A 14,680-nucleotide genomic window follows, 5' to 3' on the forward strand; every position below is an offset into this window, starting at 1 on the left:
CGCCCCGAGGACCTCGCCGAACGGGTCGCCGGGGGCCTGCGCGTCCGCGGGCGACCCTCCCTCGTCGTAGGCACGGAGGGCTTCCTGCGCCCCGCGTCGCTCCGGCTGGAACACGGCCGCCAGGACGTCGGCGGTGCCGGCGGGGTCGGCCTCCCGTTCGTAGCGTTCGAAGGCGGGCAGGGTCCAGTGCCCGGACTCGGGGGTGTGGCGGCGCAGGGCGCCCGGGGAGAGCGAGACGTGGACGCTCAGGTCGAAGGGGAACCAGTGCCGCAGGAGGAGCGGGCCGTGCAGCAGCAGGACCCCGCCGGGCGGGAGCGGGACGTGGGGGCTGCGGGTGGCCCGGTCGGTGGCGGGGTCCCACAGGTCGGGCAGGACCCGTCCGTTCCCGTCCGGGTCGAGGGGGCCGAACACCTCGCGCCAGAGGGCGCCGGTGTCGTACCAGCCGTCGTAGTACGCCTCGACGTCCTGGCGGCCGTGTTCCAGCCGGAGCGACGCGGGGCGCAGGAAGCCCTCCGTGCCTACGACGAGGGAGGGTCGCCCGCGGACGCGCAGGGCCCCGGCGACCCGTTCGGCGAGGTCCTCGGGGCGGGCCGCGGGGGCGCCGTCGAAGGCGACGCGCGGCCAGGGGCCGTCGTCGGCCGTCTTCAGCGTCGTCACACGCTCGGCGAGGAGGTCGCCGAGCCGGTCCCAGGTGATCGCTTCGAATCGCACACCGCCATGATGCGACGGCGCGGAGGGTGCCGTCGGCGGGCCTGCGGGCGGGCGTAGGCAGTCGTATCGTGGCCGGAGAACGCCGGAGAACGCCGGACAGCAGCGGAGACCGGCGAAGAGCGGTGAAGACCGGCGGACCGCCGGAGACCGCCGGGGCCGGTGGGAGCGACCGGTCCGAAGCGACAGCGGATGCCGGGGGCGTGGGCCCCGGGCCCCCGAGGAGTGGCGTCCGGCCGTGGACGGCCCGTCCCTCGCGTACGCAGGACGCAGGGAAGACCGCGGATGAGAACGCGGGGAAGAACACGAGGAAGACGGCCATGGCCGATCCCAAGGGGTTCCTGACCACGCCGCGCCGGGAGTGGCCGCGCAGGCCCGTGGGGGAACGGGTCCGGGACTGGGACGAGGTCTGCGTCCCCGGCGCGCTGCTGCCCCTCGTCGGTGCGCAGGCCGACCGCTGCATGGACTGCGGCGTCCCGTTCTGCCATGAGGCCTGTCCGCTGGGGAACCTGATCCCCGAGTGGAACGACCTGGTCGCGCGCGAGGACTGGCGGGCCGCGGCGGAGCGGCTGCACGCGACCAACAACTTCCCCGAGTTCACCGGCAGGCTGTGTCCGGCGCCCTGCGAGGCGGGGTGCGTGCTCGCCATCAACCAGCCCGCGGTGACCATCAAGAACGTCGAGTGCGCCATAGCCGACCGGGCCTGGGAGGAGGGTTTCGCCGGGCCGTCCCCGCCGGAGCGGCTCTCCGGCCGGACGGTCGCCGTGATCGGCTCGGGTCCCACCGGGCTGGCCGCGGCCCAGCAGCTGACCCGGGCGGGGCACACGGTCGCCGTGTACGAGCGGGACGACCGGATCGGCGGGCTGATGCGGTACGGCATCCCCGCGTTCAAGATGGAGAAGCGCCATCTGGAGCGGCGCATCGGGCAGATGCGGGCCGAGGGGACGAAGTTCCGTACGTCCACGGCGGTCGGGCGTGACGTCGACGCCGCCGCGCTACGGGCGCGTTACGACGCGGTGGTGGTCTCCACCGGGGCGACCGCGTGGCGCGAACTGGACGTTCCCGGGCGGGAGCTGACGGGCGTCCACCAGGCCATGGAGTACCTTCCGCTGGCCAACCGGGTGTGCGAGGGGGACCTGGAGGCGTCCCCGCTGTCCGCGGCGGGCCGGGACGTCGTCATCATCGGGGGCGGTGACACGGGCGCCGACTGCCTGGGCACGGCCGTGCGGGAGGGGGCCGCGTCGGTGACGCAGCTGGACATCTACGACCGGCCGGGCGCCGAGCGCGACGAGGAGGCCGAGCCCTGGCCGACGTACCCGAAGCTGTACCGGCTGTCCCCCGCGCACGAGGAGGCCGGTGTGCTGCGGACGGCACCGGAGGCGGCCCGGGACTGCGACGCGCGGCTGTTCGCGGCGTCCACCCTGCGCCTCACCGGTGACGCGGAGGGGCGGGTCCGGGCCCTGCACCTGGCCGGGGTGGACGCGGAGCGCCGCGTCCGGCCGGGCACCGAGCGGGTCCTGCCCGCCGGTCTCGTCCTCCTCGCGCTCGGCTTCTCCGGGCCCGACCGTCAGGACGGGCTCGTCGCCGGGCTGGGTCTGGAGCTGGAGCCGCGCGGCACGATCGCGCGCGACGCCGGTTTCGCCACGAACGTGCCGGGCGTGTTCGCGGCCGGGGACGCCGCCCGCGGGCAGTCGCTGATCGTGTGGGCGATCGCCGAGGGCCGGGCGGTGGCGGCGGCCGTCGACCGCTACCTGTCCGGCGGCACCACCTGCCTCCCGGCCCCCGTCGGCCCGTACGACCGCCCGATGACGGCGTGACGCACACGACCGGGACCACACGGCCGGGGCACGCGGCCGGGACCCACATGGGCGAGACCCACGTGGGCGGGCCCCACACAGGCGGGACGCGTACGGCCGGGTCCGCACGGCCGGAACGCACATGTGGGGGGCCCGCGGCCGGGACGCCCGGGACCCGAGAAGCCATCTCATCCGGTGAGGTGGCGGTAGCGGATGGGGGTGCAGGGGAGGCCGGTGAAGGCGAGGAAGTGCCCGGCCCCGCGCTCGTGGCGGCGGTGGAGTCGGCGGCAGCCGGCGGGCCGGGCCATGGTGCGTTCGCTCGTCCAGCGGTGGCGTCCGAGGCGCTGCGAGGTCCCGATGCCCTTGCGGGTGATGCGGTGGGTGATGCCGCGCCGAGATGGCCGTTTCCGCAGGTGGGCGTAGTCGTAGCCCCGACCGGTGTGGAGCTTGCCCGGCTTGCGCCGGCGGGGGCCGCGGCGGGAGCGGAGCGGCGGGATGCCCCCGACGAGTGGGATCAGGGCCTGGCCGTCGTGGACGCCGGCGCCGGAGATTCCGGCGGACAGGGGCGGACCGGTCCGCCCGGTGATCGGGTGGATCTTCGAGCCGTACGTGTCCCGGTCGACAGGGTGCGGACCCGTCAGGTCCCCTTCTTCGGGGCCCTCGTGGTCACCGAGTCGATCGGTACCACGCGCTGGAACAGCTCCCACGGCTCGTCCGGCACCGGCCGGTCACCGACCCCCGCCACGGCCGACGGTCTGCCGAGCCGAACAAGACGACTTCTCAAGCTTCATCCGCCGGATGTGACGCCGGTCCGGCCAGCCCGTGCAGCAGCAGATCCGTGAGGGTGTCGATGACGCGCCGGTCGTCTTCGCCGCCGGGGGGCGTGAGCACGGCGTAGTTGAGGGTGACGAGCATCGCGCCCATCGCCACCGCGATGAACTCGGGGTCGCCGGGCAGCTGGTGTCCGCGCTCGACCAGGTACTCCAGATGCTCCCGAATGGTTTCCGTCTGCTCGCGCAGGTCGCGCCAGGCCCGGCCCGTGCCGGGGTCGTCGGCCACCATCGCCTGAAACAGCGCGAGCGTGACCGGGCGGTTCTGCCGCATCACCGTCCACGCGACATCGAGGTGGTCGCGCAGCTGGTCGCGGTCGGTCAGGTCGTGGTCGCGGGGGTGCTCCAGGCCGACCATGCGCTCGTCGATCGCATCCTCCATCTCGGCGAGGAGCGCCTGGAGCAGCTCGTCCTTGCCGGCGAAGTGTTCGTAGAACGAGCCGGTCGAGCGTCCGGCCGCGGCGGTGATGTCGGTGATCTTCGTATTGAGGTAGCCGCGATCGCTGAACAGCCTCCGTGCCGCGTCCAGCAGCGCGGCGCGCGTCTGGGCCGCCCGGACTTTTCGACTGGCGGTGCTCGCCTGCGGCATGTCGTCCTCCCTCGGCTGTTGACAGATGCCAGCGTATCGGAACAGACTTTCACCGAATCAACATTCAGTGAAACTCAATTCAGGGAGGCGTTGTGCGAACGATCGTGATCGGTGGCGGGATAGCCGGGCCTGCCATCGCCCTTGCACTGCAGCGGATCGGTCACGACGTGACCGTCTACGAGGCGTACGATGTCCCGCCCGAGGACGTCGGCGCCCACTTCAGCCTGGCGGTCAACGGCCTGCGCGCGCTGGAGAAGCTGGGCTGCCTGCGCGACGTGCAGGCGGCCGGATACCCCGTCGAACGGATGCGGTTCTACACGGAGGGCGGCCACCTCCTGGGCGACGTGCCACGCCTTCGGCGCGAAGCCGACCCGATGCGCAGCATCTCGCTCCAGCGCGGACGGCTCGTGGCGATCCTGCGGCGCGCGGCGCTCGACGCGGGCGCGCAGATCGTCACCGGCGAACGCCTGGTGGGCGGGACGGAGTCGGCGGACGGCGTGGTGGCCGAATTCGACTCCGGCCGGCGCGACACCGCGGAGCTGCTCGTGGGCGCCGACGGCGTCTGGTCGACCGTGCGCGGGCTGATCGACCCGTCCGCGCCGCGCGCGGAGTACGCGGGGCTCTACGGGGTCGCCGGGATCGCCACCATGACGGGTCTCGAGCCCGGCGTCTGGAACCTCGCCTACGCGCGCAACGGTGCCTTCGTGTACACCAGCATCGACGAAGAGACCCAGTGGTGGACGGCTCAGATCGGGGATCCGGTCAAGCCCGACCTGCGAGGCATCGACGACGCGCAATGGCTGCGGCGCGTCACCGAGCTGTTTCCGGAGGCGATGCCGAGGGCCGTCGTCGGGGCCGCGACATCGATAGTCGCGTCCGGCTACCTGAACGTCTGCGATCCGGTCCGGACGTGGCACAGTGAGCGCATGGTCCTGGTCGGCGACGCCGCCCACCCCGTCGGCGTCGGGCACGGCGCCTCGATGTGCGTCGAGGACGCTCTGGAACTCGCGGCGGCGCTGAGCAGCACCCCGACCGTCCCAGCGGCGCTCGAGGCCTACGACGCGGCACGTCGCCCGCGCATCGACAAGCTGCTCAAGCACGGGCACAACGCCCGTGAGAGCAAGCGGCCCGGTGCCGTGAAGCGGCAGGTCAACGCGGCGAAGATGCGCGTACTCCTCCCGTTCTTCGAACGGGCGCAGGGATACCTGTACGACTACGAGCCGCCTTCCCTGTCCGCCGCGGGCGGATCACGGTCCGCCACGCGCTAGACGGCCCGCAGGCCCGGCGCCTCGCCCGTGAAGAGGGACGCGGGTTGCCGACGGCGGGGGTCGGCAGGGCCTCATTCGCAGGGAGCGCCGGTGCATGCCGAGCGTACGAGTGGGGGGCGGATCTTCACGCCCGTTCGGTGGTGGCGTGCCACGTCCGTAACGGACACGGCGCAGGACCGTACCGACCGGCCATCGACCGACCCGAACGGGTGACGACCCGGTGGGGCGCCGCATCGAGGACGATGCGGTGCCCCACCCATCGAGAAGGAGAAGCAGTTGCTGAAATCGCGGGTGAGGAAGAACCTGGCCATCGGGCTGGTGATCACGGCCGTCATCGCGTCGCTGTCGGTGATCATCGCGGACGACGGCAGCAAGGTGGAGGAGCTCAGGAAGTCGCTGATCATAGGCTTATCGGTGACGGGGGTGGTGACAGGGGGTACCTGGTTGCTGGAGCAGAGGCGTTCGGCACCGTGACCGGCGTCCGAGCACCGGCCCCGTGGTCACCGGCGCTGCAACGGCATCGCCTCGTCAGCAGGCGCCGCCTCGGTGACCGGACCAACCACGGGGTGAGGGGGCCGCCCGGCGCCTCCTCGGCGTCCGGGAGGGTGTTCCAACGGCGGCTCGACGTGGACCTCGGATCAGGGCCCGCACGGTCACCGAGTCGATCGCGCACCGCGACCGGTCGTCGCGGCCGGCACCTCCCGGTCACCGGGCCGGCGCCGGCCGCCACCCTGGGGTCGCGACGGCGCCTCCGGCACGACCCGCTGGAACAGCTCCCACGGTTCGTCCGCACCACCTGCTGGAACAGCTCCACGGCTCGTCCGGCACCGGCCGTTCACGGAGGCCAGCCGGAGTACGGCAGAAACAGGCAACAGGCGTGACGGCGGTCAGTTCTCTTCTTGATCCGCCTTGGCGCCTGCGCTGAGCAGGTCGGCCAGGCCCTGGAGATGGGTGGCCGGGCCGAGGTCGGTGAACGTGGAGTCGTCGGGCAGCGGCGGCAGCTGTGCGGGGATCGGGGCCTGTTCGGTCCTTTCCAGGGCGCGGTAGATGGTGCCGCGGGTGACGTTGAAGGCGGAGGCGATCTCGGCGACGGTGTGCAGCCGCTTGCCCTTAGCGTCTTTTGCTTCATACATCAGCCGCGCTTGCCCGATGGCGGTCGGGGTGAGCTTGGACTTGCGCCCGCCGGTGCGCCCGCGGGCGCGGGCGGCGGCCAGGCCCTCGTTGGTGCGCATGGCGATCAGGTCGCGCTCGAACTCGGCGAACAGGGCCAGTTGCCCGAAGAACATCTTGCCGAAGGGGTCGTTGAAGTTCACCGTCATTCCGGTGTCGATGATCGTGAACCGGACCTCGCGCTCGGCGAGCGAGTCGGCGATCTCGTACAGGTCGCGGATGGGGCGGCCGAGCCGGTCGAGTTTGGTGATGGTGAATTCGTCGCCCTTGCGGGGCACCTTGAGCGCGGTGCGGAGCTCGGACCGGTCGGCGTGCTTGCCGGTGGCCCTGTCGACGTAGATGTGTCCGTCGGTGCAGCCGGCCGCGGTCAGCTTGTCGGCTTGCGAGTCGGGGTTCTGGTCGAGCATGGACACCCGTCCGTATCCGATCTTGTATGCGTCACTCATGGGCAAGAAGTGCGCCGCAAACCCCCGTTGGCGGTACGTAGTTTCCGGACACGAGTTTTAGAACATGATCCCGGCGGCGCGTCGCCCGTTAACGATCATGTTCCGCAGACGACCGTTTCCGAACAGAGCGCCGAGCCGAGGTGTCACCTCATGTGACACCACACTGCAGACTCTGGCTGATTCATGCTTGATCTCCAGATTGCCGGCTATCGGCAGGGGTTGGCGGTGTCAGCGGACTCGCCCGGTGAGACGAGTCCTGTCTCGTAGGCGAGGACGACGGCCTGGGCCCGGTCGCGCAGGGTCAGCTTGGCGAAGATCCGGGCCACGTGGGTCTTCACAGTCGCCTCACTGAGCGTCAGCTCCCGCGCCAGTTCGGAATTGGAAAGACCCCGCCCCATGAGCGTCAGCACCTCGCGCTCGCGCGGCGTCAGCGCGGCCAGGTCTCGGTGGACGGCCGGGGTTGCGAGACCCGAACCGGTTCTGGGGGCGCTGGGGGCGAAGCGCTCTACCAGGCGGCGGGTGATCGAGGGCGCGAGCAGGGCGTCACCGGTGTCGACCAGGCGTACGGCGGCGGCCAGATGTGCGGGGGTGACGTCCTTGAGCAGGAATCCGCTGGCTCCGGCGGCGAGGGCGGCGTAGACGTAGTGGTCGAGGTCGAAGGTGGTCAGCATGATCACCCGGCAGTCCGGGGACTGCGTGAGTACGCGGCGGGCGGCTTCCAGGCCGTCCATGGTGGGCATGCGGATGTCCATCAGGACGACGTCGGGCCGCAGCCTCCGCACGGCGGCCACGGCCTCGGCTCCGTCGCCGGCTTCGCCCACCACATCGATGCCGCGGGCGGTCAGGATCAGGCGAAAGCCGGTGCGGACCAGTTCCTGGTCGTCGGCGATCACGACGCGAGGGGCGGATTCGGTGTGTGTCGTCATGGCCGGTCCAGCGGGATCCGGGCGCGGACGCGGTAGCCGCCGCCGAGGCGGCGGCGGGCGTCCAGGTCGCCACCGTAGAGGGCGACCCGCTCCCGCAGGCCGAGCAGCCCGCGTCCCGTTCCGTCCGCCTGGCCCGGGACCGGCTCTCTCCGCGCGGGCTGGCTGCCCGACAGGATGCTCGGTCCGCTGTTCAGCACCTCGACTCGCAGGGAGTGGTCCGCGTATCGCACCGTCACCTCGGCTTTCGCTCCGTCCCCGTGTTTGAGGGCATTGGTCAGGGCCTCCTGGATGATCCGGTAGGCGGTGACATCGATCCCGGTCGGCAGCGGGCGCGGCTCGCCCGAGATCCGCATCTCCACGGGCAGGCCGGCAAAGGCGATCCGGTCGATCAGCGGGCTGAGTCGGCTCAAGCTCGGCTGCGGTGACAGGTCCATACCGTAGGGCTCGTCGTCGCCGTTCTGCGCGGGTGCGAGCAGGCCGAGCAGGTGCCGCAGCTCGGTCATCGTGTTCCGCCCGGCGGTCTCGACGGCGCTCAAGGCCGCCGCGGCCTCGTCCGGCATCGTGGCCAGCACCTCGCGGGCAGCCCCGGCCTGGACCACCATGAGGCTCACGTTGTGGCTGACGATGTCGTGGAGCTCGGCGGCGATCCTGGCCCGCTCGGCATCGACCGCGGTCCGCGTCGCGCTCTCGCGCTCCCGCTCCAGCAGCCAGCCGCGCTCCTCGATGGCCGCCTGGTGCAGCCGCCGCGCCCGGACCACCGCCACGCACAGACACCCGGCGGCGCCAACTGCCGCCGCCAGGGCGATGACCAGCCAGATCGTCCCAGATCCCCACACCGGATCATCTTCGCAGCCGCACGACGCGCCCCGCATCAGCCCCCGGATGCAGCTCCGTACATCCCTAGGATGACCTGCCCGGACGGATACATCCGGGAGGCGACGCCCCGTCATCGGCCCGGACCTAGGTTCGAGCCATGACAACTGATCACAACAGTGCCCGGCACGTGGTGGTGCGGCTGGACGGCGTACACAAGGAGTACGGCGACGCGAAGGCCCTGGACGGCCTGTCGCTGGAGATCACGGCGGGGGACGCGGTCGCCGTGATGGGCCCCTCCGGCTGCGGCAAGTCCACCTTGCTCAACATGGTGGCCGGCCTGGACCGGCCGACCTCGGGCACAGTCGAGGTCCATGGTCATGATCTCGGGAAACTGAACGAGACCGGCCTGGCGCTGTTCCGGCGGCGGAACGTCGGCATGATCTTCCAGTTCTTCAACCTCATCGACGACCTGCCCGTCCTGGACAACGTGGCGCTGGCCGCGCAGCTGACCGGCACCCCGGCCCGGCAGGCGCGCCGCCGTGCCCTGGAGCTCCTGGACGAACTCGGTGTCGCCGAGCGCCGGAACAACTATCCGGCGACGCTCAGCGGCGGCGAGCGCCAGCGCGTCGCCGTCGCACGGGCCTTGATGAACCGCCCGGCCCTGCTGCTTGCCGACGAGCCGACCGGCGCCCTCGACAGCCGGTCGGGCGAGCAGGTGATGGACCTGCTGATCGACCTCAACCAGATCGGCCAGACCCTGTTGATCGTCACCCACGACCCGCAACTGGCCACCCGCTGCGCCAGCCGGCTGATCGAAGTCGCCGACGGCCGGGTCGCCCGCGAAAGCACGTTGGAGGCGACCGCGTGAGCGCCGTATGGACAGCCTCGCGCGCGGCCGTGAAACGCCGCCGGCTCCAGACCTTCGTCATCGGACTCGTCGTGCTCTGCTCCACCACGACCGTCCTGCTCGCCCTGGCGCTGCTGAGCGCCGCCTCGGGCCCCTTCGACAAGGCCTACGCCGAACAGCGCGGTGCCCATACGGTGGCGACCTTCGACACCACGAAGGTCTCGCAGGAGCAGCTGGCACGGACCGCCCGGCAGCCCGGGGTGGAGACCGCGGCCGGACCGTTCGGGCAGACCGTCGTCGACATCCCCAAGGACTGGCTCTGGATGGCGGGCGGCACCCTCACCGTGGTGGGCCGGGCCGATCCGGCGGGCCCCGTGGACCGGATCGAGCTGCTTGAGGGCCACTGGGCCACCGCACCCGGCGAGATCGTCGTCAACTGGTCCGCCCAGGGCTCCCCCGGCACCGCGCTCCTCGGCACCAAGCTGGAGACCTCCGGCGGAACGACGCTGACCGTCGTCGGATTCGCCACCAGCATGAGCAAGTCGGCAAGCGCCTGGGTCACGCCCGAGCAGATGGCCGCACTGCACCCGTCCTCCGCCCAGATGCTCTACCGCTTCACGGACTCCTCGACGGAGGACCGGCTGAGCGCCTCGCTGGCACGGGCCACCACGGGACTGCCCAAGGAGTCGCTGACCGGCGCACAGACCTACCTCACCCTCAAGCAGGCCTTCTCCGCGCTGGCCGACTCCTACCTCCCGTTCATGACGCTCTTCGGCATCCTCGGCCTGCTCGTCTCCACCCTGATCGTCGGCAACGTGGTCAGCGGGGCGGTCGTCTCCGGGTACCGGCACATCGGGGTGCTCAAGGCCCTGGGCTTCACCCCGAGCCAGGTCGTCGCCGTCTACCTGACGATGCTCTCCGTACCGGCGGTGGTGGGCTGCGTGCTGGGCACGCTGGCCGGCAACGCGCTGGCCCGGCCGATCCTGAAGGTCGCGTTCACCGGCATCGACGTGGGCCGGGCCTCGGTCGGCAACATCAGCCCGTGGCTGTCCGTGGTCTGCCTCGTGGGCATGCCCGCCCTCGTCCTGCTGGCCGCGCTGGTCCCCGCCCTGCGCGCCCACCGGCTGCCCGCCGCACGGGCGATCAGCGCGGGCGGCGCGCCGCGGGCCGGGCGCGGGCTGCGCGTCCAGCGGATGCTCGGCGCCACCCGGCTGCCGCGCCCGGTCAGTCTGGGCCTCGGCCAGCCGTTCGCCCGCCCCGGCCGCACCCTGCTGACCATGGCGGCCATCGTCCTAGGGGTCACCACGGTGACCCTGTCGACCGGACTGACCAGCACCATGGTGGCGTACGGCAATGTCGGGCGGGAGGACGGAGGCGCCAGGATCCACGTGACGACCGGGGGGTCGGGCAACGACCGGACCCCATCCCGGCTCAGTGACCTGCAGATCGAGAAACGGCTGCGGTCCCTGCCGGGTGCGGAGGGGGTGCGGGCCCGCGCGCTGTCCCAGGTGAACATGGCCGGGCAGACCCAGCCCGTCTTCGCCGACTTCTACCGCGGCGACGATTCCTTGTACGACCACACCATCGTCAAGGGCCGGGCGCCGTCTGCGGCGGGCGAGATCGTGGCCGGGCCGGCCTTCCTGACCCAGCGCGGCCTGAAGCTTGGTGACCGGGTCACGCTGGAGCTGAACGGCAGGAAGATCACCGCGACCGTCGTGGGCCGGCTCATCGAGGGCGACGCCCGGGCCCTGGAGGCCACCTGGCGGACCCTCGCCCGACTCGCACCGGACGCCCACGCCACCGAGTACACGGTGCGGCTCGCCCCCGGCGCCGACGCGCGCGCCCATGCCGAGGCGGTCGCGGCGCTCGACCCGGGCCTGCACGCGTCGGTGATGGACTCCGGCAACGCCGGTACCGCCACCGTCGTCACCTTCTCCACGGTGTTCACGGTCCTGTTGACCTTGGTCGCGTCGCTCGGTGTCTTCAACACCGTCCTCCTGAACATCCGTGAGCGGCGCCGGGACCTGGGCATGCTCAAGTCGATCGGGATGACCCCCCGACAGGTGGTGGTGATGACGGTGACCTCGGTCGCCGGGCTGGGCGCGGTCGGCGGGCTGCTCGGCATCCCGCTCGGGATCGTGGCGCACCGCCTCGTCGTGGACAACGTCGGGGTGGTCGACTTCCCCGCGTCTATGAAGGATGTGTGGCACGCGCCGCAGCTGGCCGCGATGCTCATGGCGGGTGTGGCGATCGCAGTCCTCGGCGCCCTGGTCCCGGCCCGGTCGGCGGCCCGGATGACCATCGCCTCGGTGCTGCACACCGAGTAGATCACCCGTCAGCACCAGCATCTGGAACCGGCCCGAGGCAGCCGACGGCACCGCCGAGGGCCAGCTGCTGGGCGGCACGGTCTCCTTCATGTCCGCGCGGAACCACACCGCCCCCGTCTTCGGCAACCCAGCCCACTGGGCCGCCGGCCTCCCTGAGAAGGGGCAGGCGGCCCGGCGCAGCCCGGAGCGGATCAGCGCCCCGACCGAGGAGGCATTCCACCTGCGGTTCCTCGCCCAGTGCGCGGTGCCGGACGCACAGATGACAGAAGTCGGGGAGGTGGGGTCCACCTGGTCGACGTCGTCACCGGCTCCGCCGCCACCCTCACCCCGCACGGCAGCGGATGGGATGTGCGTTAAGGCGGCCCGCTCAAGCTGTGGGACCGCATCAAGACGATCCTGAGCGCCTACGACGCCGCCGGCCGACCGGCGACGTTCCGGCTGCATGCTTACGACGGCGGGCGGCACCTGCGTCACCCGCAGATGCCCGGCCTATCACTGCCCAGACCCTGAAGAGGACCGCAGACCCAGGCGTCCCGGACGGGGAGAGTGACGGCCCCCGCCCGGGATGCCTGGCAACTCGGTGACCTGCGCGGTTTCACCGATCAGCTCGCACGGGCCCCTGCTCAGGCGGCCGTCCTCAGCCGCCCCATGGCCTCCTGCTCGGGCGGCTCCATGTCCAGGTGCCAAGTCCCGAAGCGGCGGATCTTGCTGGTGATGTACGGCGTGACGGTTGCCAGGTCGACGGGGTCGGCCTCCCGGCCCTCGTCGACGAGGTCGTTGACCACCTTCGTGATGTCCTGGGCAGTGTGGAAGATGAGGCAGTTCGCGAGCAGCTCGTTGAACTTGATGATCTTCTCCTGGTGTACGGGGTCGTTGTCCTGGAGGATGTCGGAGGCGAACATCAGCCAGTTGCTGAACCTGTGGAACGCCTCGACCTTGTTCGTCATCGCCTGGATCGACTCCCGCAGCCCCGGCTCCGACAAGAACCGCAGGAGCACGATGGTGCGAATCACGCGGCCGAGCTCTTGGTACGCCTGGTAGATGCGGTTGCGGCGGGACTCGTTGCCCAGGCGTCGCAGCAGCGCGGCCGAGGAGAGCTTCCCCTCGCGGATGGACAGCACCACGCGCATGAGATCTTCGAAATGGTTCTCGATCAGCCGCCAGTTGATGACGTCCTTCTCCGGATCGCCGAACAGCGGGTCGATGGGCTGGTACTTCACCGTGGGGCTGACCCGGAAGAAGGTCAGGTCCTTCCAGTTGCGGATGCGCGGCAGCAGCTGAACACCGAGCATGTGCGCGAGCCCGAAGACAGGCAGCGTCGCGCAAATGGGAGACCGTCGGCGCCTTCGCCGGCCGCTTCAGCTCGTCGAACTTGCTGCGCGAGCCCGCCACCACTCGTAGCAGCGCGAGCAACCGGACCTGCTCCACCTCGTCCATGCGCGATACGACCCGCGCGAAGAAGTCCTCGTTCACCTTGGTCCGGATCGCCGCGGCCGTCTCATCCAGCGTGGTGTAGCCGGGCAGCTCCAGCCTGGCCTTGACCAGCTCTTCCAGCGCCACGTTGATCAGGTCCGCCGGGTTGTCCTTGGTCTGCACGGCCTCGTAGATCGCCGCGGCGGCGATCTCGCGGGCCTTCTCCTGGTCGGAGACGACACCGAGCCGCTCACGCACGACCGTACGGTGATGCCGCAGCGTACGGGCGGAGTCATGCGTGGGCGCCCCCCTCGCCCAGCCCCAGCAGACCGCGCACATGCCCGACCACCAGCTCCGGCACCTCGGCCAAGTCCGGGAAACAGCCCGGCTTCTGGTAGCTCTTCAGCAACACCACCAGCGCCGGCACATGCTCCGCCGACCGCGCCTTCCCCTGTGCCCACGCCACCTCGGACGGCCCCGGGGTAAACGACTCATGCAATTCGCGAGAGGAGACCGTGCGCTTGAACCGCGGGTACGCGGTACGTTCCACCGAAGCCATGTGCCGCATGATCCCGACCCGTCACCCAGACGTAGCACGCGTCTTCCCTGCCCTACGGCCGGTGAACCCCGCGCCACCTGGGGAGACCCCCGATGAACCGCCTCTGCGGCGTTCACCCGGACGGAGCACCCTTACCGGCCTGTTGCCTGTTTCCGGCGTATTCCGGCTGACCTCCTTCACCGATCCCCGCCACGGCCGACGGCCTGCCGAGCCGAACGGGACGACCTCTAGGCCTTGCGTCCCACCGCCCCGTACCCCGGGATCACCCCGTCGTCCTGGCCGGGTACGGGCTCGCCCAGTTCGGGGTGCCACAGGTGGGGCACCTGGACGCCGGGGTCGACCAGTTCGAGGCCGTCGAAGAAGCGGGTGAACTCCTCGCGGGAGCGCAGGGCCAGGGTGACGCCCGCGGCCTTGAGCTTCTCGGTGGCCGCCCTGGACTCCTCGGGGGTGAAGTCGGGCGTCGCGTGGGAGATCACCAGGTGGCTGCCGGAGGGCAGTTCGGCGAGCAGCCGGGCGACCAGTTCGTGGGCGCCGTCCTCGTCGGGGACGAAGTGCAGCAGCGCGATGAGGGAGAGGGCGACGGGCCGGTCGAAGTCGAGGACCTTCCGCGCGCCCTCCAGGATGCTCTCCGGGTCGCGCACGTCGGCCTGGAGGTACTCGGTCACGCCCTCGTCGGTGCCGCGCAGCAGCGCGCCCGCGTGGGCGAGCACGATCGGGTCGTTGTCGCAGTAGACGACGCGCGCGTCGGGGGCGATCTCCTGGGCGACCTGGTGGAGGTTCGGCTCGGTGGGGATGCCGGTGCCGATGTCGAGGAACTGCCGTATGCCCCGGCCGGCGAGCCAGCGCGTGGCGCGCTGCATGAAGGCCCGGTTCACCCGTGCCATCACGGGCACCCTCGGGTCGAGGGCGAGCATCTGGCGGCCCATGGCCTCGTCGACGGGGTAGTTGTCCTTGCCGCCCAGGTACCAGTCGTACATCCGCGCGG

The 14,680-nt window shown here is 71.3% G+C and carries 12 protein-coding genes and 4 pseudogenes; 6 read left to right on the plus strand and 10 right to left on the minus strand.

What is annotated here, in order from left to right; genetic code table 11:
* Nucleotides 1–102: 102 nt before the first annotated feature.
* A pseudogene (locus AOK18_RS11585) lies at nucleotides 103–711 on the minus strand (nucleoside/nucleotide kinase family protein); the annotation flags it as partial.
* Between the two features lie 317 nt (nucleotides 712–1,028).
* Between AOK18_RS11585 and AOK18_RS11590 the strand changes: the two are divergent.
* Nucleotides 1,029–2,525 (plus strand): glutamate synthase subunit beta, encoded by a 1,497-nt coding sequence (locus tag AOK18_RS11590; RefSeq protein WP_055694280.1) that lies wholly within the window; start codon nucleotides 1,029–1,031, stop codon nucleotides 2,523–2,525.
* A 167-nt stretch (nucleotides 2,526–2,692) separates the two neighbouring features.
* Here the strand turns inward: AOK18_RS11590 and AOK18_RS11595 are convergent.
* Together AOK18_RS11595 and AOK18_RS11600 are read right to left on the minus strand one after the other, a co-directional pair.
* A pseudogene (locus AOK18_RS11595) lies at nucleotides 2,693–3,183 on the minus strand (transposase); the annotation flags it as partial.
* Between the two features lie 101 nt (nucleotides 3,184–3,284).
* Nucleotides 3,285–3,923, minus strand: a complete 639-nt coding sequence (locus tag AOK18_RS11600; RefSeq protein ID WP_055694282.1) for a TetR/AcrR family transcriptional regulator — start codon at nucleotides 3,921–3,923, stop codon at nucleotides 3,285–3,287.
* 92 nt (nucleotides 3,924–4,015) lie between these two features.
* Here AOK18_RS11600 and AOK18_RS11605 point away from each other — a divergent pair, with 92 nt between their 5' ends.
* Nucleotides 4,016–5,191 carry an FAD-dependent oxidoreductase gene (locus AOK18_RS11605; RefSeq protein ID WP_055694283.1) on the plus strand — a complete coding sequence of 392 codons (1,176 nt, stop codon included), beginning with the start codon at nucleotides 4,016–4,018 and terminating at the stop codon, nucleotides 5,189–5,191.
* A gap of 276 nt (nucleotides 5,192–5,467) precedes the next feature.
* Nucleotides 5,468–5,665, plus strand: coding sequence for a hypothetical protein (locus tag AOK18_RS11610; RefSeq protein WP_055694284.1), 198 nt, complete (start codon nucleotides 5,468–5,470; stop codon nucleotides 5,663–5,665).
* Nucleotides 5,666–6,078: 413 nt separating this feature from the next.
* Here the strand turns inward: AOK18_RS11610 and AOK18_RS11615 are convergent, their stop codons facing one another.
* The 3 genes from AOK18_RS11615 to AOK18_RS11625 all read right to left on the minus strand — a co-directional run bounded on the left by AOK18_RS11615 (nucleotide 6,079) and on the right by AOK18_RS11625 (nucleotide 8,569).
* Nucleotides 6,079–6,807: a recombinase family protein gene (locus AOK18_RS11615; RefSeq protein ID WP_079104964.1), complete on the minus strand. Its 729-nt coding sequence runs from the start codon at nucleotides 6,805–6,807 to the stop codon at nucleotides 6,079–6,081.
* 206 nt (nucleotides 6,808–7,013) lie between these two features.
* Nucleotides 7,014–7,733, minus strand: coding sequence for a response regulator (locus AOK18_RS11620; RefSeq protein WP_055570260.1), 720 nt, complete (start codon nucleotides 7,731–7,733; stop codon nucleotides 7,014–7,016).
* Nucleotides 7,730–8,569, minus strand: coding sequence for a sensor histidine kinase (locus AOK18_RS11625; protein WP_240503144.1), 840 nt, complete (start codon nucleotides 8,567–8,569; stop codon nucleotides 7,730–7,732). Before AOK18_RS11625 ends, AOK18_RS11620 begins: the two co-directional genes overlap by 4 nt.
* Nucleotides 8,570–8,706: 137 nt before the next feature.
* Between AOK18_RS11625 and AOK18_RS11630 the strand changes: the two genes are divergently transcribed.
* The 3 genes and pseudogenes from AOK18_RS11630 to AOK18_RS34185 form a co-directional block, all read left to right on the plus strand.
* Nucleotides 8,707–9,417, plus strand: coding sequence for an ABC transporter ATP-binding protein (locus tag AOK18_RS11630; RefSeq protein WP_055570262.1), 711 nt, complete (start codon nucleotides 8,707–8,709; stop codon nucleotides 9,415–9,417).
* Nucleotides 9,414–11,723 (plus strand): FtsX-like permease family protein, encoded by a 2,310-nt coding sequence (locus AOK18_RS11635; protein WP_055694285.1) that lies wholly within the window; start codon nucleotides 9,414–9,416, stop codon nucleotides 11,721–11,723. Before AOK18_RS11630 ends, AOK18_RS11635 begins: the two co-directional genes overlap by 4 nt.
* 37 nt (nucleotides 11,724–11,760) lie before the next feature.
* Nucleotides 11,761–12,233 (plus strand): annotated as a pseudogene (locus tag AOK18_RS34185) (methyltransferase domain-containing protein); the annotation flags it as partial.
* A gap of 113 nt (nucleotides 12,234–12,346) precedes the next feature.
* Here the strand turns inward: AOK18_RS34185 and AOK18_RS11640 are convergent.
* The 4 genes and pseudogenes from AOK18_RS11640 to AOK18_RS11650 all read right to left on the minus strand — a co-directional run.
* Nucleotides 12,347–13,051 (minus strand): Tn3 family transposase, encoded by a 705-nt coding sequence (locus tag AOK18_RS11640; RefSeq protein WP_338119109.1) that lies wholly within the window; start codon nucleotides 13,049–13,051, stop codon nucleotides 12,347–12,349.
* Between the two features lie 169 nt (nucleotides 13,052–13,220).
* A pseudogene (locus AOK18_RS35355) lies at nucleotides 13,221–13,475 on the minus strand (DUF4158 domain-containing protein); the annotation flags it as partial.
* Nucleotides 13,429–13,695, minus strand: a complete 267-nt coding sequence (locus AOK18_RS11645; protein WP_157865077.1) for a DUF4158 domain-containing protein — start codon at nucleotides 13,693–13,695, stop codon at nucleotides 13,429–13,431. The pseudogene AOK18_RS35355 and the gene AOK18_RS11645, both read right to left, overlap by 47 nt.
* 227 nt (nucleotides 13,696–13,922) lie before the next feature.
* A partial coding sequence (locus AOK18_RS11650; protein WP_055694288.1) for an SAM-dependent methyltransferase occupies nucleotides 13,923–14,680 on the minus strand: 758 nt, incomplete at its 5' end.

Origin of the sequence: Streptomyces prasinopilosus (genome assembly GCF_001419695.1) — a bacterium.
Classification (GTDB): Bacteria; Actinomycetota; Actinomycetes; order Streptomycetales; family Streptomycetaceae; genus Streptomyces; species Streptomyces prasinopilosus.

Coding starts and splice junctions, on each gene's coding strand:
- AOK18_RS11645 (WP_157865077.1), bottom strand. CDS start 13,695: ATGGCTTCGGTGGAACGTACCGCGTACCCGCGGTTCAAGCGCACGGTC.
- AOK18_RS11590 (WP_055694280.1), top strand. CDS start 1,029: ATGGCCGATCCCAAGGGGTTCCTGACCACGCCGCGCCGGGAGTGGCCG.
- AOK18_RS11630 (WP_055570262.1), top strand. CDS start 8,707: ATGACAACTGATCACAACAGTGCCCGGCACGTGGTGGTGCGGCTGGAC.
- AOK18_RS11620 (WP_055570260.1), bottom strand. CDS start 7,733: ATGACGACACACACCGAATCCGCCCCTCGCGTCGTGATCGCCGACGAC.
- AOK18_RS11615 (WP_079104964.1), bottom strand. CDS start 6,807: ATGAGTGACGCATACAAGATCGGATACGGACGGGTGTCCATGCTCGAC.
- AOK18_RS11600 (WP_055694282.1), bottom strand. CDS start 3,923: ATGCCGCAGGCGAGCACCGCCAGTCGAAAAGTCCGGGCGGCCCAGACG.